At 66.1% G+C, this 20231-nt stretch carries 21 protein-coding genes; 8 read left to right on the top strand and 13 right to left on the bottom strand.

Annotated elements, in window-relative coordinates; genetic code table 11:
• Position 1: 1 nt before the first annotated feature.
• Together ACP696_RS00610 and ACP696_RS00605 are read right to left on the bottom strand one after the other, a co-directional pair.
• Complete coding sequence (locus ACP696_RS00610; protein ID WP_426043360.1) at positions 2–3013, bottom strand: glycosyl hydrolase family 28-related protein; 3012 nt, start codon at positions 3011–3013, stop codon at positions 2–4.
• A gap of 149 nt (positions 3014–3162) precedes the next feature.
• Positions 3163–6174: a glycosyl hydrolase family 28-related protein gene (locus ACP696_RS00605; protein WP_426043359.1), complete on the bottom strand. Its 3012-nt coding sequence runs from the start codon at positions 6172–6174 to the stop codon at positions 3163–3165.
• A gap of 221 nt (positions 6175–6395) precedes the next feature.
• On the opposite strand from ACP696_RS00605, the gene ACP696_RS00600 reads away from it, so the two are divergent.
• Positions 6396–6938 (top strand): gluconokinase, encoded by a 543-nt coding sequence (locus ACP696_RS00600; protein WP_426030057.1) that lies wholly within the window; start codon positions 6396–6398, stop codon positions 6936–6938.
• Here the strand turns inward: ACP696_RS00600 and ACP696_RS00595 are convergent.
• Positions 6909–7586 (bottom strand): FadR/GntR family transcriptional regulator, encoded by a 678-nt coding sequence (locus ACP696_RS00595; RefSeq protein WP_426011725.1) that lies wholly within the window; start codon positions 7584–7586, stop codon positions 6909–6911. The two genes, ACP696_RS00600 and ACP696_RS00595, sit on opposite strands and share 30 nt — an antisense overlap.
• 325 nt (positions 7587–7911) lie before the next feature.
• On the opposite strand from ACP696_RS00595, the gene ACP696_RS00590 reads away from it, so the two are divergent.
• The 3 genes from ACP696_RS00590 (at position 7912) to ACP696_RS00580 (ending at position 10441) form a co-directional block, all read left to right on the top strand.
• Positions 7912–8172: a helix-turn-helix domain-containing protein gene (locus ACP696_RS00590; protein WP_426030058.1), complete on the top strand. Its 261-nt coding sequence runs from the start codon at positions 7912–7914 to the stop codon at positions 8170–8172.
• A 327-nt stretch (positions 8173–8499) separates the two neighbouring features.
• Positions 8500–9726 carry a hypothetical protein gene (locus ACP696_RS00585; protein ID WP_426011727.1) on the top strand — a complete coding sequence of 409 codons (1227 nt, stop codon included), beginning with the start codon at positions 8500–8502 and terminating at the stop codon, positions 9724–9726.
• 67 nt (positions 9727–9793) lie between these two features.
• Positions 9794–10441 (top strand): DsbA family oxidoreductase, encoded by a 648-nt coding sequence (locus ACP696_RS00580; RefSeq protein WP_426011728.1) that lies wholly within the window; start codon positions 9794–9796, stop codon positions 10439–10441.
• 139 nt (positions 10442–10580) lie between these two features.
• On the opposite strand, the gene ACP696_RS00575 is transcribed toward ACP696_RS00580, so the two are convergent.
• The 5 genes from ACP696_RS00575 to ACP696_RS00555 all read right to left on the bottom strand — a co-directional run bounded on the left by ACP696_RS00575 (position 10581) and on the right by ACP696_RS00555 (position 13411).
• Positions 10581–10895: a nuclear transport factor 2 family protein gene (locus ACP696_RS00575; RefSeq protein ID WP_426011729.1), complete on the bottom strand. Its 315-nt coding sequence runs from the start codon at positions 10893–10895 to the stop codon at positions 10581–10583.
• A gap of 154 nt (positions 10896–11049) precedes the next feature.
• Positions 11050–11916 carry a dienelactone hydrolase family protein gene (locus tag ACP696_RS00570; RefSeq protein ID WP_426011730.1) on the bottom strand — a complete coding sequence of 289 codons (867 nt, stop codon included), beginning with the start codon at positions 11914–11916 and terminating at the stop codon, positions 11050–11052.
• Between the two features lie 59 nt (positions 11917–11975).
• Positions 11976–12911, bottom strand: a complete 936-nt coding sequence (locus ACP696_RS00565; protein WP_426011731.1) for a DUF808 domain-containing protein — start codon at positions 12909–12911, stop codon at positions 11976–11978.
• Positions 12912–12983: 72 nt separating this feature from the next.
• Positions 12984–13190, bottom strand: coding sequence for a hypothetical protein (locus ACP696_RS00560; RefSeq protein ID WP_426011732.1), 207 nt, complete (start codon positions 13188–13190; stop codon positions 12984–12986).
• Between the two features lie 5 nt (positions 13191–13195).
• On the bottom strand, positions 13196–13411 hold the full coding sequence (locus tag ACP696_RS00555; RefSeq protein WP_426011733.1) for a hypothetical protein: 216 nt from the start codon (positions 13409–13411) through the stop codon (positions 13196–13198).
• A 188-nt stretch (positions 13412–13599) separates the two neighbouring features.
• Here ACP696_RS00555 and ACP696_RS00550 point away from each other — a divergent pair, with 188 nt between their 5' ends.
• The gene (locus ACP696_RS00550; protein ID WP_426011734.1) at positions 13600–14676 is read left to right on the top strand and encodes an alkene reductase; all 1077 of its coding nucleotides are present in this window, start codon (positions 13600–13602) and stop codon (positions 14674–14676) included.
• Between the two features lie 100 nt (positions 14677–14776).
• Positions 14777–15208 (top strand): hypothetical protein, encoded by a 432-nt coding sequence (locus ACP696_RS00545; RefSeq protein ID WP_426011735.1) that lies wholly within the window; start codon positions 14777–14779, stop codon positions 15206–15208.
• A 5-nt stretch (positions 15209–15213) separates the two neighbouring features.
• On the opposite strand, the gene ACP696_RS00540 is transcribed toward ACP696_RS00545, so the two are convergent.
• From ACP696_RS00540 to ACP696_RS00525, 4 genes are all read right to left on the bottom strand, one after another.
• Positions 15214–15651, bottom strand: coding sequence for a VOC family protein (locus tag ACP696_RS00540; RefSeq protein WP_426011736.1), 438 nt, complete (start codon positions 15649–15651; stop codon positions 15214–15216).
• A 182-nt stretch (positions 15652–15833) separates the two neighbouring features.
• Positions 15834–16031: a hypothetical protein gene (locus ACP696_RS00535; RefSeq protein WP_426011737.1), complete on the bottom strand. Its 198-nt coding sequence runs from the start codon at positions 16029–16031 to the stop codon at positions 15834–15836.
• Between the two features lie 51 nt (positions 16032–16082).
• Positions 16083–18005: an ABCB family ABC transporter ATP-binding protein/permease gene (locus ACP696_RS00530; protein ID WP_426011842.1), complete on the bottom strand. Its 1923-nt coding sequence runs from the start codon at positions 18003–18005 to the stop codon at positions 16083–16085.
• Positions 17936–18751, bottom strand: a complete 816-nt coding sequence (locus ACP696_RS00525) for a hypothetical protein (protein ID WP_426011738.1) — start codon at positions 18749–18751, stop codon at positions 17936–17938. Before ACP696_RS00525 ends, ACP696_RS00530 begins: the two co-directional genes overlap by 70 nt.
• 117 nt (positions 18752–18868) lie before the next feature.
• On the opposite strand from ACP696_RS00525, the gene ACP696_RS00520 reads away from it, so the two are divergent.
• Together ACP696_RS00520 and ACP696_RS00515 are read left to right on the top strand one after the other, a co-directional pair.
• Positions 18869–19501: a TIGR00730 family Rossman fold protein gene (locus ACP696_RS00520; RefSeq protein WP_426011739.1), complete on the top strand. Its 633-nt coding sequence runs from the start codon at positions 18869–18871 to the stop codon at positions 19499–19501.
• A gap of 68 nt (positions 19502–19569) precedes the next feature.
• Complete coding sequence (locus ACP696_RS00515) at positions 19570–19869, top strand: CC_3452 family protein (RefSeq protein WP_426011740.1); 300 nt, start codon at positions 19570–19572, stop codon at positions 19867–19869.
• 59 nt (positions 19870–19928) lie between these two features.
• Here ACP696_RS00515 and ACP696_RS00510 read toward each other — a convergent pair whose 3' ends face one another.
• Positions 19929–20066 carry a hypothetical protein gene (locus tag ACP696_RS00510; protein WP_426011843.1) on the bottom strand — a complete coding sequence of 46 codons (138 nt, stop codon included), beginning with the start codon at positions 20064–20066 and terminating at the stop codon, positions 19929–19931.
• Between the last annotated feature and the right edge of the window lie 165 nt (positions 20067–20231).

Genomic DNA, 20231 nt, shown 5'->3' with positions numbered 1-20231 from the left:
TCTATGGACGCCGGATCGCGTAGAGCGCGTGGTGGGTCAGAACAAACAGCGTCTGCTTGTCGGGGCCTCCGAACAGCAGTTGCAGTGGTCGTTCAGGGATGTCCACGCGCCCCAGCTCCCGACCGTCCGGGGCATGGACGAACACCTGGCCGTTGGCGACATAGACGCGCCCCTCCCCGTCCGTCGCGACACTCTCGCCGCCGCGGTTGGCGAAGGGCTTCAGATCGGTGATCGCGCCGTGTGTTCCAACCAAGCCACTGTAGGTCTTGTTCTCGGAACTGTTGGTCAGGAACACCCGCTGGCCAGGCTTGGCCGTCGTGAACCCGTAGGTGTCGAGCGCATCGGAGAAGCGCAGCCCCCGGAAGTCTGGTGGGCCCATCTGGAAGACGCGATAGACCGGCAAGGCCAGGCTGCCGTCGGGCGAAACATATTCCTTGGACTTCGGCAGCGCCATGTCACGGGCGAACATCTCCGCCAGGGTGGTGAACTGGTCGGTCTTGACGTCGAACTGGTCCTGAAACTCGCCGTTGTTCCACCAGTTGACTGGCAGCATGGTCGCCGCGCCCGGATGGTCAACCACCGAGGTCGGCGCGATGACCGTGACCTCCGTGTCGGGGCTGCCAGGCTTGAAGCTGTAGACGTTCCCGTCGCGGCCGTCCGACGACAGCACCAGCAGGTTTCCAGTCCCGTCGATCGCCAGGCTGACGGGATCCAGGGCGTTGTCTCGCACGATCGACAGCTTGCGCGCATCCGACCAACTGTAGATGCGTTGGTGACGGCGGTCGGTGAAATAGAGGGTCCCGGCCGCATCAACCGCCCCGCCGCCCGCCGAATAGAAGCCGTCGGCCAGCTTCTCCAGGCGGGCGCCCGCGGGGAAGACAGAGGGCGCGACGGGCGGCGGGACGACCGGCAGGTCAAGCACCGCGAACTGGCGCTCGCGCACCTCCAGGCCGCTGGTGACGTCTTGGATTGCGTTCTCGTAGGGATACTTGCTCAGGCGTAGGAAGGTGGCGCAGCCGTTCTCGTCACACAGTCCCACTCCGCTTTCGGCGTTGACCGCGACATTGCGGAAGCGAATGTCATGGGAATTGTAGATACGAGCCGCCGCCGAAGCGGGTCGGCGGGTCCGGGTGACGCGGTAGGCGTGGTAATTGGCGACGAGAATGTCGTGGGAGTCGCGGATTTCCAACGAGACGGTGTCCTCGCCCTCGCCTGCCTCCTCCTCGGTTTGCGGCGCGAGCAACTCCCAGTGGGCGACGCGGTTCAAGCTGATCTCCGTGCGCACGTGATGTTCGACCGAGGCCTGGTAGACATGGCCGGGCGTCTGGGTGTCGGACACGTAGATGCCCGAAGAGGCATAGGTGCTGGGGCTCCAGAGATTGGCGAACGTGCCGCCGCCGCCATCTGTCACCCACAGGCTGGGATACTGGCCCGCCCAGCGCCTGGCGGGGTCGGCGTCGGCCGTGGCGTTGGCGTTGTAGGGGTTGAGCCGCGTCCCGTCATACAGGTTGGTGCCGTGCCCGCCCTGGAACTTGACGTCATTGACCATCGAACGTTCGCCCGAGGTCCAGAGCAGGGCCGTGGCGCGTGGATTCACTCCGCCAGTGTTGAGCCCCAACCCCGAGACGATGTTGTCGCCCCCCGCCGCCGACAGAATCAGGGCCTTGGGCGCGCCGACACCCTGATAGCCCGGCGTGTGATCGGGCAGGACGATCTGGGTGAGACTTGGGTGCAGGCCGATCAGCACCGAGTCCGGTCGCAGCCGCAGGGTGTCGGTGACGACGTAGAAGCCCGTCGGGAAATACAGGACCCTATGGCTGTTGATGGCATGCTGGAGGACGGCGGTGTCGTCGGTCGCATTGTCGCCCTTGGCGCCCAACGCGCGGACATCGGTCCATTCCGGCACGGGCGGAAGAGCACGGATCGCCGGCGCGCGCGATTCAGGCGAGGTCGCGACAGCCTCCGCCTTCATCAGCGTCTTGGTGACGCCCATTTGGCCTAGGCCAGGCAGGGTCAGGCCATGGCTGAAGGACGTCACCCTATAGGCGGCTCCCAGGCCCGGCGCCGTCTTGCCACTGTCGCGGAAACGAACAAACATTGGGGTGTTGACGGCTGTCGCGTTCTCGAAGCCGACCTGGGTGTAGACGCTGGTTTCATTGGAAATGACGATCGCCGCCTTCGAGACGTTCTCGAACCGGACGTCCTTGCCCCAGAGCCAGTCGCCATAGCCGCGATCGATCTCGATCCCCACGGGCGTGTCGCGGAGGGCAACATTGACCAAGGTCAGGCCAGCCTCATGCTCGCGGATCGCCGCGTCGCGTTGGCCCTCGAAGGTGGAATCGAGCAGCACGAAGCCCCAGGCCGGCGAGGTCTTCTCCGTCAGAATGCCGTAACGCCCGCCCTTAAAGTGCAGGTCCTCGGCTTCATTGCCGACCTGGTACAGGCCCGCCAGGCCAGACCCGATGTCGAACATCATGTGGCTGAGATAGGCGTGCTGGGCAGCGTGGAAGCGGATCGCCGTCGCCGCTGGATTGCCCCGGCCGATCTTGAAATCAATATTGCTCATCGCTGAATAGAAGGTGCCCGAATTGGCGTCGGCGATGTCCTTATTGAAAGGCACGCTCCCGGGCGGCGGGAACGGGACGCGACGCGACGGGTCCGGCTTGGCCCCGGCGAAAATCACCATGTTGGCCAACCCCCGCTGGAACCCGGGCGCCTTGTCCGCGAGCAGGATCAGCGGGCGGGTGGCGCCGACCCCGAACACCCGCACGCCCGGCCACAGGAAGATCGTCTTGCTGATCCGGTAACGGCCCGAGGGGAGGAAAACGAGCCCGCCGCCCTCCTTGGCCGCAGCGGCGTCGATCGCGCCCTGGATCGCGGCGCTGTCGTCGGCGCGGCCATCGCCCACGGCGCGGACCACCACGGCGCGGGGATCTTCTGGTGCGGTCGCGAAGACCGACACCGAGGTCGCCGCCAGCGCCACCGGAGCGCTGGCCGCTATGATCAGAGCCATCGCCGCCATTCCTGTCGTCACCCAACCTCGCATTGCGGACCTCGAAAAAAACGTCCCGGCGCGAGGGCCGGGACAGTTGGGGGTGGACGTTTATCGGCGCGCGGCCTCTCGGCTGCGACTGCGCGAATTGGGTGTGCGCTGGGCGCGTTTCACGGCGTCACCGCGTAGAGCGCGTTGTGGGTCAGGACGAACAAGGTGCGCCGGTCTGGTCCGCCAAAGATCAGTTGCAGCGGTCGCTCGGGCAGATCGATGCGTCCCGTGGACTGGCCGTCGGCCGCGTATTTGAAGATCTGGCCGTTGGCGACAAACACCTGTCCCTGACCGTCGACCGCGACGCTTTCCCCGCCCCGGTTGGCGAAAACCTTCAGCTCGGTCAGGGCGCCGCCGGGGCCGATCTTGCCGCTGTAGGTCTTGCCCTCGGACTCATTGGTGACGAACACGCGCTCACCCGGGGCGGCCCCTATGAGACCGTGGGTCTGCAGGATGTCGGACCAGCGCCAGCCCACATGGTCCGACGGACCTTGCTCCCACACGCGGAAGGCCGGCAGGACAAGGCTGCCATCGGGCGAGACATATTCCTTGGGCTTCGGCGCGCCAGCGTCGCGGGCGAACATTTCGGCCAGAGTGGTGAATTTGTCAGTCGACGAATCGTACTGGTCCTTGAACTCCCCGTTGTTCCACCAGTTGACCGGCAACAGCGTTGTGGCGGTCGGACGCGCCGCCGCCGGGGTCGCCGCTATGGTCGTCAACGCGTCCTTGGGACCATCCGGATCTATCGAATAGACCGTGCCCTCCGGACCGAACGAGGACAGCACTAGCAGCTTGCCCGAACGATCGATCGCCAGGTTCACGGGGTCGAGCGAATGGTCGCGGACCACCTCGAGCCCCCGCGCCGTAGTCCAGCGGTAGATCCGCTGGAAACGTTTCTCGACGAAGTAGAGCGTGCCGTCCGCGCCCACGGTGGCGCCCGAGATCGACCAGAAACCGCTCGCCAAGGTCTTGATCTTCATGGGCGGAGAAGCCGCTGCGGTGGGCTGCGGCTTGGCCGGAATGTTGAGTACGGCGAACTCGCGCTCACGCGTCTCGACCTGCTGGGTCTCGTCGATCAAGGCGTTCTCGAACGGATACTTGCTGGCCCGCAGATACGTGCCGCAGCCACTGGCTCCGCACAGGGCGATGCCGCTCTCGGCATTGATATGAACATTCCGAAAACGGATATCGGACGAGTTGAACAGCTTCACCGCCGTCTTGGCGGGGTGGTAAGACCGAGTCACCCGGTAGCCGTGATAGTTGGCGAACAGGATATTGCGCGAGTTGCGGATTTCCAGCGGCACCGTGTCCGGCCCGTCGCCGACCTCCTGCTCCGTCTGTGGAGCCAGGAATTCCCAGTTCTGGACATTGTCGAGAACGAACTCGTTGCGCACATGGTGCTCGACCGACACCTCGTAGATGTGGCCGGGCGTGTCGGTGTCCGAGATGTAGAAGCCGGCCGAGGCGAAGGTGTTGGGGCTCCAGACATTGGCGAAGGTCCCGCCGCCGCCGTCGGTCACCCAGATGCTGGGATATTGCGCGTCCCAGCGGCCGTCGGCCACCGGATCGCCGCTGCGGGCCTGGGCCGCGCCAAGCGGCTTGCCGTCCATGGTCGGCGTGCCGCCGCCACCCATGATCTTGACGTCCGTGACCTGCGAGGTCGCGCCCGACCGCCAGAGCAGCGCCGAGGCGCGGGGGTTGATGCGGCCGGTGAACAGACCGATCCCCGCGAGGATGTTGTCGCCGCTACGCGGTGTCGCGATCATCGGACCCACCGCGCCGACCCCAGCATGGCGGGGATTATTGTCGGGCAAGACCAGTTGGGTCACGGCCGGATGCAGGCCAAGCATCACCGTGTCGGGACGAAGCCGCAGCGTGTCGGTGATCTTATAGAAGCCGATCGGCAGATAGAGCACGCGGTGGCTGTCGATCGCCGCCTGCAGTGCGGCGGTGTCGTCGGTCTCGCCGTCTCCCTTGACGCCCAGCGTCTTGACGTTCGTCCACGCGCTGACCGGCGGCAGCGGGCGAATGGCCGGCGCCATGACCGCCGGCGACGCCGGCAGCGCGTTGATCTCCGCCTGGGTCTTGTATTTGCCCATCTGGCCCTGACCCGGCAGTGTCAGCCCGTAGGTGAAGGACGCCACCCGATAATGGCGCCCTTTGCCGACCACCGTTTTCCCACTGTCGCGGAAGCGGGCGAAGACCGGCGTATTCGAGGCCACGGCGTTTTCGAAACCCACTTGGGTGAAGACAGTGTCCTCGTTGGAGATGACCACAGCGGCCTTCGAGACGTTCTCGAAGCGCACGTTCTTGCCCCACAGAGAGTCGCTGTAGCCCCGATCGACCTCGATCCCGACGGGCGTGTCGCTGATGGCCACATTGACCAGGGTCAGGTCCACCTCGTGCTCGCGGATCGCCGCGTCGCTCTGCCCGTCGAAGGTCGAGTCGAGGAGAGTGAACTGCCAGGCCGGCGAGGTCTTTTCGGTGACGATCCCGTAGCGGCCGCCATGAAAGTGGACGTCTTCCATGATGTTGCCGGCTTGGTAGACTCCCGCGAAGCCCGCGCCCAGACGGAAGTCCATGTGGCTGAGAAAGGCGTGCTGGGCCATGCGAAACCGCACCCCGGCCGCAGCTGGATTGCCGGCCCCGATCTCGATGTCGACATTGCTCAACGCCGAATAGAAGGTGCCGGAATTGGCGTCGCGCACCGCTTCCTTGGCGCCGACCACCGTTGGAACCGGCACGGGAACCTCGCCGACGCTATATTGGTCACCGCCCGTGAACACGATCATCGTGCCCACGCCCTTCTGAAAGCCGGGGGTGCTTGGCCCGAGCACGAAGACAGGCCGAGTAGCGCCGACACCGAAGACGCGCACGCCCGGCGGAACCAGGATGCTGCGGCTCAGGCGGTAGCGGCCAGGCGGAAGGAACACCACGCCGTGACCGGTCTTGTCGCGGGCGGCGTCGATGGCGTGCTGCACGGCGTCTGTATCATCGGCCCGGCCGTCGCCCACGCCCTTCACGCTGATCGCGCGCGGATCATCGGGAGCGGTCAGAAAAACGGACTGACTGGCGGCCAGCGCGGGGGACGCGGACGCCAGGAACACCGCCGCCAGTATGATAACTCTCATGCCGCTTCCCTGGTTACTTCAACTACGGATAAGGGGTTGGAAGCGGGTCGCCATCCACGACCATGGTCGTAGTTCTCGCCTGCTCGCCTTGCCCCTAAAACTGCATCTTCACTCCTCGGCGGGCCCGCCGACCTATCGACGGGCCCCATCGCCGGTCAGCCCAAGGACGCCGTGTGCAGCCGCCCTCCCGTCAGACTGGACCGCCTGTCGCCGTCATCATCATGGGGGTGAGCGGCAGCGGAAAATCCACGCTCGGCGCCGTTCTCGCCGATGCCTTGGGCTGTGCGTTTCTTGACGGCGACGACTTCCATGACGCGACCGCGATTAGCAAGATGAGCACCGGCCAACCGCTTGTCGACGACGACCGCTGGCCCTGGATTGATCGGTTGGGCGGCGCCATCGGCCAAGCCTTGACGCCAAGTGGAACAGCCGTGGCGGCCTGTTCAGCTCTAAGGCGCAGCTATCGCGACCGCCTCCGCGCCGCCATTCCGGCGCTCACGCGTTTCGTGCTGCTCGACCCAAATCCTGACGAGCTTCAGCGTCGCCTTGACCAACGCACCGGTCACTACATGCCCGCCAGCCTGCTAGGCAGCCAACTGGCTACGCTCGAGCGCCCGGGGGCGGACGAAGCGGCCACGGCGCTCGCCGCCGAAGCCTCGCCCCTGCAATTGCGCGACGCCACGCTGGCTTGGCTGGAAGCGAACGACCGTCAAACCGGCCGGGTTTGGCGTCTATCAGGGCATGAGCCGTTTTCGCCCCTGTGACAGATGCCATCTCATGGCGAGAGCCGCGCCGTCGCCGTCCTGCACCCGGATCGCTTCCACGATCATCTCATGCTCGCGCATCATTTCGCCGATGGCCTCTGGAGGCCGCGAGCGTGAAATGCCGACACCCGCGCGCATGATCCGATCGACGTCGGGCTGCAGCGCCTCGAACGCGTGCAGGAAGGCCGGGTTGGCGGTGGCCAGCACGATTCGGCGGTGCAGCTCCATGTCCTCGACGTGGGCTGGTGCGTTCGACAGCAGCGCCGCGCGCAACGCCATGAGGCCCTCTTCGATACTTGCCATTTCCTCCGCGGACCGCCGGGCCGCCGCAAGGCGCGCCGCTTCCGCCTCGAGCACGAAACGCACCTCGTAGCTGCCGAGCGTAGACGGCAATTCCGAGAGCGGCATGTAGGCGCTCAGCTTGTCGGACGGCCGGTTCTTGACGAACGACCCCGCCCCACGTCGCGCCTCGGTGATGCTGTCGGCCGCCAAGCGGACCAACGCTTCACGCACAATGGTGCGCGACATGCCGAAAATCTCCGACAGGCGAGCCTCGGACGGCAAACGATCCCCCACGGCCAAGCCGTCGGCGTTGATCATTTCCACGATGCCCGTGTACGCCCGGTCGGCCAAGCGGCCTTCGCTCATTCATCGATCTCCCATTCGACAGGCGCACCATTGCGCCATCCGCGTCTCGTAGAAAGCCGCGTTGACCGAGGCGGCAGCTCAGCGCGTCACCGAACTCTGTCGAGCCAGGCCATCACACTAAAACCTGTATGACAGGTTTTAGTGTCTCTCTAGCTATTACAGAATGTGCACGCTCCCAAAGCCAAAACAGCTTGAACTTGTCCAACAGATAGCGTTACCATCAGCAACGTGAACCTGCATCGACCGACCGAGTCGACGGACAAGACAGGCAGGCGCCGCGTCATTGCAAGATGAATGCGCAGGGATGAAGCAGAGGGGATCAAGCATGACCACGACGGAAGTCCGCGTTCTCGACCGGGGCCCGCAGGCGGCGTTTGGCGACCTTACGCCGACCCAGATGAAGGTCCTGGCAGGCGTCAATTCAGGACTGCTCAACAAGCAGATCGCCTTTGACCTCGGCATCGCCGAGGCCACGGTCAAGGCTCACATGACCGCCTTGATGCGCAAGCTCAACGTTCACAACCGCACTCAGGCCGCGATTGCGGCCCAAGCCATGACGCATGGACTGCGATCCGCCGCCCGATAACCTACCCGCAGGCGAAGATATCCGATCTGGCGAGATCTATCCCCTCACCGCGAGCGCCGCCCCGGCAATTTACATGACCGAACGACTACGGTTGGATCGACCTTCCGGCCAACCGTGCGAGGCTGACCCGTGCGGTCGCCCACCGCGCGCTCCCAACTTTCCATGCGCGCCCGCCCAACCAACGACCTCCCTGTCCAACACCGCGTCGCAATGATACCGCTGTTATACGAGCCGCGCATCGGACGTGCGCGCTCTGGCCGACCACTTCGGCCTGCGGGGGGCGCCATGGTTCTACATGACTTCCGAGTGGGGCTTTTGGCCCTCATAATGATCTCTTCCGCCGGCATTGCGAACGCCCAGGTGCTCTATCGCTTTGCGGAGAAGGGGCTGTTTGACGGCCGCTACGGGCCGGTCAGCCAGGCGCAGGAGAAGGCCAAGGCCGGTTTGGTCGCTTGCGGTCGCGCCGCGACGATCACGGTCGATGGGCAATTTGGTTCTGGTACGCGGACCGCGCTGGCCCGTCTGGCCACCTGCCCCGCCTTCGCCACCGTCCTGGCCGGAGACGCCGATGCGCGGTCTGGCGCGCTGACCCTCCCCTACTGGAACGCCCTGGTCGGTGGCGCGCCACCCAACGTCGATGCGCGCGCCCGCACCTTGATGCTGACCTACGAGGACACCGACTATACCCGGATGGAATGGAACTTCTGCCAGTCCAAGCCACGCTATAATCCGGCGGCTGGCGCCAATCTTTGCTTCTCCAACGACCCGCGATCCTACCTGACCTGGGGGCCAAACGGCGCCACGGGCGGTGGCGGGCGCGAGGTGCAATTGATCTTGCAGGCCGTGGACACCGCGGATCCTGTCGTGCTGGCGTCAAGCTTTGGCGTCGAGGCGGACGCCGTGCGGCGCATGTTCCGCATGCCTGATCGCACCGTCGATCGCACGCTGGAGACCTATCTTTGCGGCGTGTGGGCAGATCCGGCGCGCCGGGCGGCTTGGAAGGCTGGGTTTGACACGATCGGTCGCGTGCCCGCCGTGCGGGCCACCTTCGATGGTCTCTACAAGAGCGCAAGCCTCGATGGCGGCAAGATCCGCACCTTCATGAGCGCCTACGCCGCCAACGGCCGCGTGCCCACGGAGATCGACTACGCCTTCTTCAAGGACCGGTCCGCGCACACCAGCCCCGAACTCGGCCCCATTCGCAACGCGATCGCGACCTTGCTCGCGAGCGATCCCCTGGCTCAGGCGTGGAAGGTTCGGCGCGCCATCGCGCTGAAGGTCCGCCCCAGCGCCCAGAGGGTCGATCGCCTGGGTCGCGACGTCACCTTCTATATCGACGGCGCCACGCTGGGCGGCCTGAGCGCCGAAGAGCGCCAGGCCTGGACTGGCCGGGGTCGACTGCACGCTTCGGATGCGGGGCTGTCCGACGCCCCGTCCTTCGCGACCTTCACGCCCGGTCCTCCCTTGGTCACGACGATCGCCAATCCGGCCAGCCTGACACCAGCCGAGCGCGCGGCTTGCCCCGCTGCTGTTCTCGCCACCCGGCGGCCTTGAGTCTTTTGATCCTAGGTCACGCGGCGCCTCATCCTATATGTCGAATCTCCCCACGACTGGACCCGCCATGGCCACGCCCCTGAAGATCGACTTCGTCTCCGACATATCCTGCCCCTGGTGCATCGTCGGCCTGGGTGGACTGGAGTCCGCGCTCGAGCGGGTCGGCGATCTCGTCGAGGCCGAGATTCACTTTCAGCCGTTCGAACTCAATCCAAACATGCCGCCCGAGGGGCAGAACATCGTCGAGCATGTCGCCGAGAAGTACGGCGCGACCCGTGAGCAATCGGCAGCCAACCGCCAGGCGATCCACGACCGGGCCGCCGCCGTCGGCTTCACCATGGTGACCGATGAGAATAGCCGAATCTACAATACCTTCGACGCCCATCGTCTGCTGTACTGGGCGGGGATCGTCGGCCACCAACCGGCCCTGAAGCGTGCCCTCTTCGACGCCTATTTCACGGACGGTCGAAGCCCTGCCGACCACGAGGTGCTGGTGGCGGCCGCGCTGCAGGTTGGCCTCGACCCGCATGCCGCGCATGAGGTGCTGACCTCGGGCCGCTACGCCCAGGAGGTCCGCGAGGCCGAGCGCGCCTGGCAGGCCGCCGGGATCAGCTCGGTGCCCGCCGTGGTGATCAACGACCGCTACCTGATCTCCGGCGGACAGCCCGCGGACTATTTCGAGCAGGCCTTGCGCCAGATCGCCGCCGAGGCCTAGGACGGCGCGAGCGCCAATTCTGCGTCGGCGACCACATATCGGACATGGCGATAGTCCTGAATGATGGCAATCTGGCCCTCACGCCAAGCTAGCCACATGATGTAGCTGGGCGCTGGCCCCAGGCCGTTCTCGAAAACGGCTACGACCTCGCGGTTCTCCAGGCAGGAACCAGGTGAACCGTTGGGCTCTGGGCGTAGATCGTGAAGAACATCCCCACATCCGCCGCGCCGACACGGAGCGGATGGGCGGACTGACTGAGCCGGACGTCGTCGGCAAGTAGCGCCCGTAGGGCCTCCCAGTTTCGCTGGTTGAACAGCGTCACATAACGCGCGACGGCCGCTGAAGTCGGACGGCTGACGGGCTGGGGCGGCGCCTCGGCGTTGATGGCCTTCAGCCGCGCGCGGCCTCGCGCGCTGCCACCGGTGACCACCACACATTTGTTCTTCAGGCTCATCGTTTGCTCCATCGCTACTGAAGCTAGGACGGATGAGCCTGCGAAAAAGAGCCACGATGAGCACTCCCGCCGCTCTACAGGGCGAGGCTATGCTTGGCTTTGAGCCATTCTCGCGACCTGCGGCTGGACCAGCCGGTCCGCGCCGCGACGGACGCTAGGCGAGCGCGCGCTTGTACAACACCAGAAGTTCGGCCCAAGCCTTCTCGGCGGCCGCTTCGTCATAGACCTGGCTACCCTTGACGGTCCAGCCGTGCGCAGCGCCGGTATAGACCTCGACCTTGGCGGGCCGCTTGGCCGTGTCGAAGGCCGCCTTCAGCTTGTCTTTCACGGTCGGGTCCGACTTGTCGTCGTTGTCAGCCACCGCGATCAGGAATTCGGCGTGAGTCTTGGGGATCAGTAGATGCGGGCTGGTCGGCTGGTCGGTGACCAGACCGCCGCCGTGGAAGCTGGCCACCGCGGCGATGCGACCCGGCGCCGCCGCGGCCGTGCGGAAGGCCAGCGGCCCGCCCATGCAATAGCCCTGCACGCCAATCTTCCTGGCCTTGCTGGTCTGCTTCTGGGCGTCCAGGAAGGACACATAGGCGGCAGCGTCGCGGTCAGTGCCCTCGGGGGTCACGGTGGCGCGCAGCGGGGTCAGCTTGGCCCGGTCCTCGGGATTGGCGAAATTGAACGCGCCCTCGATCACCGGCGCCTTCTTGGCGCGGTAGTAGAGGTTGGGCACCAGCACCACATAGCCGGCCGCCGCCAGCCGGCGGCCCATGTCGCGGAACACCGGCCGCAGGCTCATCACGTCGGGCCACACCAGAACGGCCGGCCAGGCGCCCTTGCCCTTGGGATAGTAAAGGGCGGCGTCGGCCACGCCGTCCGGCGTCTTGATCTGGACGTCCTGCTCGACGACCGTGTCCTGCGCGTGGGCGGCTGTCGCGGCCAGGCCGCCGATCGCAACGGTCATCAGGCCAAAGCCGCGGCGGGAAAGGCGGGGATCGTGCACCAGGCCCTGATGGATATCGTCGTCGCACATGTCGCTTTCCTTCGCTGTCTCAGCCGCCGCGCAAACTCAAGCACCGAGACCTTGATCAATCAATGGGCCTTGCGGCGCGGCACGAGATGCAGCACGCCCACCACGACACTGCCGACGATCGATCCAACCACCGCAGAGCCCGCCGCCATCGCCATCCAACCTGTCACCGCGCCGACCACCGGTGCGGACCCCGCCCAATGCGAGCCCGTTTCGACCAGTTTGGGAATGGCGTGGAGGCCGAAGTGCTCCAGGCCATGGACAATGATCCCGCCGCCGACCCACAGCATGGCCCCTGTCCCGATCACGGTCAGCGCCTCCATGGTCACAGGCATGGCCTTGACCAGCCCGCGTCCGAAGCCGCGCAGCGGGGCCGAAGCCCCCTTGGCCAGATGCAAGCCGATGTCGTCCATCTTCACGATCAACCCGACCACGCCATAGACCACGACGGTCAGCGCGATCCCGATAACCGCCAGCGCGGCGGCCTGGATGGCCAGGGGGCGGTCGGCGACGTCGGCCAAGGCGATGGCCATGATCTCGCCCGACAGGATCAGGTCGGTGCGAATGGCGCCGGCCACCTTCTGGGCCTCGAGCTCGGCGCTGCTCTGGGCCAGTTCCTCGACCTCGTCTCCCGCCTCGTGGTGACCAAAGGACTCGATGATCTTCTCGGTGGCCTCGAAACACAGGTAGGCCCCGCCGCACATCAGGATCGGCGTCACGGCCCAAGGGGCGAAGGCGCTGAGGATCAGCGCACCGGGCAGGAGGAACAGCAGCTTGTTGCGGAACGAGCCCACCGCGATCTTCCAGACGATCGGCAGTTCGCGCTCGGGCGTGAAGCCCATGGCGTAACCCGGCGTCACGGCGGTGTCATCGATCACCACGCCGACCGCCTTGGTTCCCGCCTTGCCGGCGGCGGCGCCGACGTCGTCCAAAGAAGCGGCGGCCAGCTTGGTGATGCCGGCTATGTCGTCGAGCAGGGCGGCGAGGCCGGAGGGCATGGGGATTCTCTGGGCGGCGAGTGGAACGGTCCTTCGCGAATAGACCGGACCACCCGCCGAGGTCGAGCCTGATCAGTCCTTCTTGAGGACGGCGTCGGCCTTCTTGTCGATCTTCGTCGCCTCGGCCTTCGACATTCGGCCCGCCTTCGCGGCCTGGCTGGCGCGAGCCTTGGCGTTGCGGGCGTGGGCCTTGTCCTCGATCGGATAGGCCCGCTTGTCCGGCTCGGCGAACGCCTTGTCGGGAAGCTTGTCACGCTTTTTGGCGTCGAGTTCGGCCATGGGGGTCAGTCTTTGGGATGGGCGAGCCCGAGCGACTCGACCGGCGCGTCGTCGTCGCTGTCGCCGCCGTCGGGCGTGACAATCTCGGCGGGCTCGTCCTGGCGGGCTAGGTCGCGCGCGCCGACTCCGCCGCCCTGCTGGATGTTGCGGTTGGCTTCGACCGTCGAGGGATCGTAGCTGTCGTCGGCGTCGTCGCCGTTGGTCACGTCAAGATCGGCCATGAGAAGTCTCCACTCGTGTTCAGAGCCAACGATCGGACGCCGCGAGACGTTCCGCATGGCCCGTTCAGATTCCCTGCGGCGACCCGCAGAATAAAATCAGCCCCTGTGACAGTTGCGATCCCATCGTGACGCTCCAGATAAGCTGGACGCCGACGCGGTCGTTGGCGACCCCTTCAGGGACTGCTTCCATGCCCACACTGTTCGACCCGCTTCGCCTCGGCGACCTCGACCTGCCCAATCGTATCGTGATGGCCCCGCTCACCCGGCTAAGGGCCGGCGACAGCCAGATCCCCAACACCCTGATGGCTGAATATTACGCCCAGCGCGCCTCCGCCGGCCTGCTGATCAGCGAGGGCGTGCCGGTTTCGCCCCAAGGCGTTGGCTACCAAGGCGTGCCCGGCATCTGGTCCAAGGAACAGGTTGAGGGCTGGAAGCTGATCACCAAGGCCGTGCATGACAAGGGTGGTCGGATCTTCATGCAGATTTGGCACGTCGGCCGGGTCTCCGATCCCTCGTTCCACGACGGCGCCGCGCCGGTCGGCCCTAGCGCCCTGCCCGCCAACGGTCATGTCAGCCTACTGCGCCCCGAGCGTCCCTATCCCACGCCGCGCGCCCTCGAAACCGAGGAAGTCGCCGGCGTGGTCGAGGCCTTCCGCCTCGGCGCCCAGAACGCCAAGGACGCTGGTTTTGACGGCGTGGAACTGCACGGCGCCAATGGCTATCTGCTCGACCAATTCCTGCAGGACGGCTCCAACAAGCGCACCGACCAATACGGCGGCTCGATCGAAAACCGCGCGCGCCTGCTGCTAGACGCCACCGACGCCGCCGTCTCGGTCTTTGGCCCGGGTCGCGTGGGCGTCCACCTGGCCCCTCGCGCCGACGCCCATTCGATGGGCGACAGCGATCTCGCCGCTACATTCGGTTACATCGCCACCGAACTGGGCAAGCGCGGCATCGCCTTCCTCTGCGCCCGCGAATATTCGGGCCCAGACAGCCTGGGCGTAGATCTGCGGGCCAAGTTCGGCGGCGTCTATATCGCCAACGAGCAGTTCACCGCCGAGACCGCCCAGACGGCTCTGGATACCGGCGCGGCCGACGCCGTGGCCTTCGGCAAGGCCTATATCGCCAATCCGGACCTGGTCGAGCGCCTCAAGGCCGGCGCCGCGCTCAATGCGCCGGACCCTACGACCTTCTATGGCCCTGGCGCCAAGGGGTACACCGACTACCCGGCCCTGACGGCTCGCGAGACGGTGGCGGCGGAGTAGCGACAAGCGCTCCGAAGATTTCCGACTGAGTCCGTATCCGCTGTGCCATTTGCCGCGTTGGGCCTTCACCGCGCGGCGCACAGCGGATACAGGCTTAACCATGAGTGAGTCCAACGATCATTGGAAGACCGTCCTGCAACGGGGCGGAGCGGCGCTGGCTTTCAAGATCATCGACCCCGCCAGCGCCAAGCCGACCATGATCGCCGAGCCGGCGCCGCAGAAACGCGCCCTTCCCGTCATGGTCTATTACGCCGTGGCCGCGTCGGCGGTGGTCGATAGCTGGGTCGCCGGAGGTGACGGTCAGGTACTGATCGACCGCCCGGCCATCCTCGCCCGCCAGCGCCTGCTGAACGCCAAGGCCGCTGAACCGCCTGGCAGCACGCCGTCACCATTCTCGACCGGCTATGCGACGACCTACAAGCTGGAACTGGCGCGCTTGGCCTGGCTGGCGATCATCGACGATCCTGCTCAGCGACTGGAAGCCCTGGCCGCGACGTTCGCGCCGCCAGAATTGCGCACCAAACTCGTTTAAGCCGCCTACCAAGCCCCGGTATTAGGCATCGAGGCCCAGGGTTCGACGGCATCCAGATTGCCATCCTGCAGCAGCTCCACCGAGATATTGTCGGGCGAGCGGACGAAAGCCATGTGGCCGTCACGCGGCGGACGGTTGATCGTCACGCCCATGTCCATCAGCCGCTGGCAAGTTTCGTAGATGTCATCGACGCGGTAGGCCAGGTGGCCGAAATTGCGGCCGCCGTCATAATCTTCGGGATCCCAATTATAGGTCAACTCGACCAGAGGCGCGCGGCGCTCCTTGGCCAGTTCGACGTCCTCAGGCGCGACGAGGAACACCAGGGTAAAGCGGCCCTTGTCATTCTCCATCCGGTACATTTCGGTCAGGCCCAGGCCGTCGACATAGAAGCGCAGCGAGGCGTCGAGGTCTTTCACGCGGACCATGGTGTGAAGATAGCGCAAGGGCGGCTCCTAAGCTCGAATGGGGCTAAGTTTGAGACTACAGCGGGCGGCGCCGGTCTCGCACCCCACAATTGTGACCCGTTAGAGCTCCCGACCTGACTGCGTCAGGTCGGGAGCTCTAACCTTTTGTTTTGACGCATTTTTCTTCACGCGAACCGAAACCGCTTCGCTCGAAAAATGCTCTAGCCCGCCGTCGAGGCTGTGTCGCCCTGCAGGACACGTTGGGCGCGCTCCACGGCCTCCAGCAGGCTGGCCAGCGCCAAGCTCTCCGGGCTGTCGGCGCGATAAATTTCGCGCAGGGCGGGCACGCGATCCTGACACGCGGCCATGGCGTCGAGAGCCCGATCGATCTTGCGCGTCAGCATCACAGTAACCGCCATTTTTGTTCTACATTCGTTCTAGCTTGGCGGCCGGCCGAGTCAATGACGCGGCTACTCCGCCGCAACCGGTTTCTCTCGGGTCTGCCTGCGCCACAACGCCGCGTATTCGCCGCCAGCGTCTAGCAGAGTTGCGTGCGCGCCGCGCTCGACCACCCTGCCTCGGCGTAGGACGATGATCTCGTCGGCGTCGGCGATGGTTGATAGGCGGTGGGCCACCACCAAGGTCGTGCGCCCGGCCCTGGCTTTGCGAAGCGTGGCCTGAATCGCCGCCTCGGTGCGGCTGTCCAGGGCGCTGGTCGCCTCATCGAGGATCAATACCCGCGGGTCGGCCAGCAGGGCCCGGGCGATCCCGACCCGCTGCCGCTCGCCGCCCGACAGCTTCAGGCCGCGCTCGCCGACCTTGGTCTCCATGCCTTCGGGTAGACCTCGAATGAACTCGCCCAGCTCGGCCGCCTCGGCGGCGGCCCAGACGTCGGCCTCAGACGCCTCGGGACGGGCAAAGGCGATGTTGGCCATCAGGGTGTCGTTGAACAGGGCCACATCCTGCGGCACCAGGGCGACGGCGCGGCGCAGGGAGGTTTGTTTCAGCGCTTTCAAGTCATGGCCATCCAGGGTGACGCGCCCAGCCTGGGGGTCGATCATCCGCAGGGCCAGACGCACCATGGTGGTCTTGCCTGCCCCCGATGGACCGACGATAGCCACCGTCGTGCCGGGTTCGGCGGCGAAGGTCACGGTCTGCAGCCCCTCGGAGCGCTGTCCATGGCGGAAGGACACGCCTTCGAAGGCCACCGCCCCGCCCCGTCTGTCGGCGGGCGGCGGCAGGTCGATGGCGTCGGCGGCATCGGCCACGTCCGGCTGGGCGCGGCGCAGCTCGAGCATGGCTTCCATATCAATGAACGACTGGCGGATCTCGCGGTAGGCGAAACCCAGGATGTTCAGCGGGCCATACAGATTGACCAGGATCAGCACTGCGGCTGTGACGTCGCCCGGGCCGATGTCGCCATGTGCGGCCTCGCTGCCAGCCAGGATGGCCATGACGCCCAGACCCAGGCTCATCACCGCCGACTGGATGACGTTCAGCAGGGTCAGCGAGTTGGTCGCCTTGATATTGGCCTCGCCGTAGGTGCGCAGGGCGTTGTCATAGCCGGCCACCGCCCGGTCCTCAGCCCCGAAGGCCTTGACCGTCTCGTAGTTCAGCAAGGCGTCGACAGCCCGGCCGGCGGCCTCGGCGTCGGCCTCGTTCATCACGCGGCGATGACCGATGCGCCAGTCGGAGATCGAGAAGGTGATCACGCCATAGATCACCACAGTGACCACCGCCGTCAGGGCGAAGCGCCAGTCATAGGCCTTGGCCAGCACGACGGCAGCCATGATCAGTTCGACGGCGGTGGGCGCGATGTTGAACACCAGGCCGCGCAGCAGGAAGTCCATCGACCGCGCCCCGCGATCGATCACCCGCGACAGCGAGCCCGTGCGCTTGGTCTGGTGGAAGTCGATCGACAGCGACAGGGCGTGGGCGAAGGTCTCGACCGCCGCCCGAGTCTGGGCCGCCTGGGCGACTGGCGTGAACACTGCATCACGGGCCTGGGGCGCGGCGGCGGCGATGAACCGGATCAAGGCCCAGCCGCCAGCCAGGCCCGCGAAGGCGAAGCTGACCTGCGCGGCGGCGGTCTTGCCCTGGCTCAGCTCATTGACGGCCTTGCCCAGCAGCAAGGGGGCGATCACGCCCAGGAACTTGCCGACGAAAGTGAAGGCCAGGGCGACGGACACGCGCCAGCGCAGCCCAGGCGCCTCGGAGCGCATGACGAGGCGGGCGAGGTCGGTGAGGGCCTTCCAGCCGTTGGGCTTGACGTCCGGGGCCGAGACCGCGCCAGAGACGGCCGCGCCGCCGCGCGCCATGCCTCTCACTGGGCGCCTTCTAGCAATTGCGTGGTCTGCACGCCGCCGCCCGGCGTGATCCAATCGACACGCCAGCCTCGCGGCGTGAGGGTCGACCGCACGGGACCGCCCGACGGCGGCTGGGGTGGGCTCACCTCGAGCACGATCTGTTGCTCCCCCCCCTCGCCGGCGACCTGAATCGTACGGGCGCCAGCCCCCAAGGCCTGGTTGAGCGATAGGGCGAACCGGCCTGCCTCGTCAGCCTTGCCCTCACCACGCGTGGTGCGATCAACGCGGACGCCCAGCCCTGCGCCGGGCATGGCGACACCGGAGATCACGCCTCCGCCGCTGCGGTCGTAGTCGACGGCCAGAATGCGTGGCGACGGCGAGGTCTGGGCCAGGACCTCCGCCCCCGCCCCGGCCCGCAGCAGCACGGCCAAGCCGCCGGGGGTCACCATCAGATAGCCCTGGGCCTGCACTGTGCGCCCCTGCAGGGTCATCGACAGGCCGTAGAGCCTAGGCTCTGCGGCCTGAGGGGCCAGCAAGCGCCAATGGCCGGCCTCGTCAGCCTGACCCAACAGGGCTTCACCAGTCGGCGCGCCCAGCCGTACGCTGGACCCTGGGGCCGCCTGACCCGACAGCACCACGCCGTCGGCCTGACGGGCCGCAGAAAGAACCTCCGGCGGCTTGAGATAGTCGGCCTGGGGCGAGGCTTGCTCGGCGTCAGTCGCGGCCGGAGCGTGCCGCCAGCCTTCGCCGCCATCACAGGCTCCCAAAGCCAGGGCCGCGGCCACAGCCAGGAGCATGGCCGACTTGAAACCGATCTTCCGAATCCTGATCATGGCGTATCCAACGACCGACGACGCCCCGCCGGCCAATTTCCTGGGTGTTCACGTGCGGCGCGCCGCGCTTGTCCACAAGAACCGGCCCGCTGTTTATTTTTCCTGGAGTGGACGACGATGCCCGACCTGTCCAGCGAGCAAACCAGCCCCGGCGCCAGCGCGCTGACGTCCGTCTGCGTCTACTGCGGGTCGTCGAACACGGCCGATCCCGCTTTTCTGAACGCGGCCTTCGAAATTGGCGGCGATTTCGCCAAGGCCGGGCTGAAGCTGGTCTATGGCGGCGGCGGCGTGGGCCTGATGGGCGCCACGGCGCGCGGGGCTCATGCTGCGGGGGGCAAGGTCCTTGGCATCATCCCGGACTTTCTGCGCGGCCGTGAGCAGCCGTTCGACGACGTCGAGACCGTGATCGTCACCTCGATGCACGAGCGCAAGATGATGATGTTCGAGCGTTCCGACGCCTTCGTGGTGCTGCCCGGCGGGATCGGCACGCTGGAGGAAATCATCGAGCTCCTGTCATGGCGACGGCTAGACCTGCACGCCAAGCCGATTATGTTTCACAACCCACGCGGCTTCTGGGACCCCTTGTTCGCCCTGCTACAGCACACCATCGACGAGGGTTTGACCCCGCCCAGCCTGGCCGATTGCTGGCGGTCCGTTGAAAAGGCCAGCGATATAACGCCAACCCTACTGGCCTGGAGCTTGGAAACCAGGCAAACAAACGCTTCGGACACGCTCCGCTTCTTGACTTAGTAGCGAAAAGAAACGAACCTGAGATGGGCCGACCTCCCCTTGTCGGCCCGGGGATATAGGAAACCATCATGCGTCTTTTTGTCGCCGCGCTTGTCGCGGCTTCCGCCATGTCGTCCGCCGCCTTGGCGGCCGAGGGAGCGGTCCTCAAGCTCAAGGCCCCATCCAAGGCTCCGACCTTGATCCTGGACGGCGCCGCCTGGCGCTGCACCGGTGACGTCTGCGCCGCGCCCGCAGTCAAGTCGCTTCCGATCGGTCGCGCCTGCCGCAAGGTCGCGGCGGAACTTGGCGCGATCACGACCTTCAACTATCGCGGCGAAGAGCTGGACGCCGCCGGCCTCGCCGACTGCAACACGGCCGCCAAGTCCTAGGATTTGGACATTGACGACAGGAAGGGGCGGCCCGCACGGCGGACCGCCCCTTTTTTTTCCTATTTCCGCTCCGACGCCTTTGACGGCTGAGCCGTCGGCTTGAGCGCGGGTCTCCCGCCGACGAGCATCCCGCCCAGCAGGGCGAAGGACAGCATGGCGTGGTTCATCTTCGATACGTTCATGGCGGCGTCTCCCAGACTTCGCTTGAAAAACAAGACAGGCCGTTGGACCAGGAGACGCGCGCGGCTCACAGGGGCTTGCCCCCTCCCAGTCGTCAGCGCGTCATCGTCAAGCATGCCCCAGACTGGCCGAGACGCAAGAAAAATCGTCCGAACCCTGATGAATTCCGCCTACGGACGATG

Origin of the sequence: Caulobacter sp. DWR3-1-2, from assembly GCF_049896225.1 — a bacterium.
GTDB lineage: Bacteria > Pseudomonadota > Alphaproteobacteria > Caulobacterales > Caulobacteraceae > Caulobacter.
The sequence above is the reverse complement of the archived record's forward strand: the minus strand, read 5'-3'. Positions and strand labels throughout refer to the sequence as shown.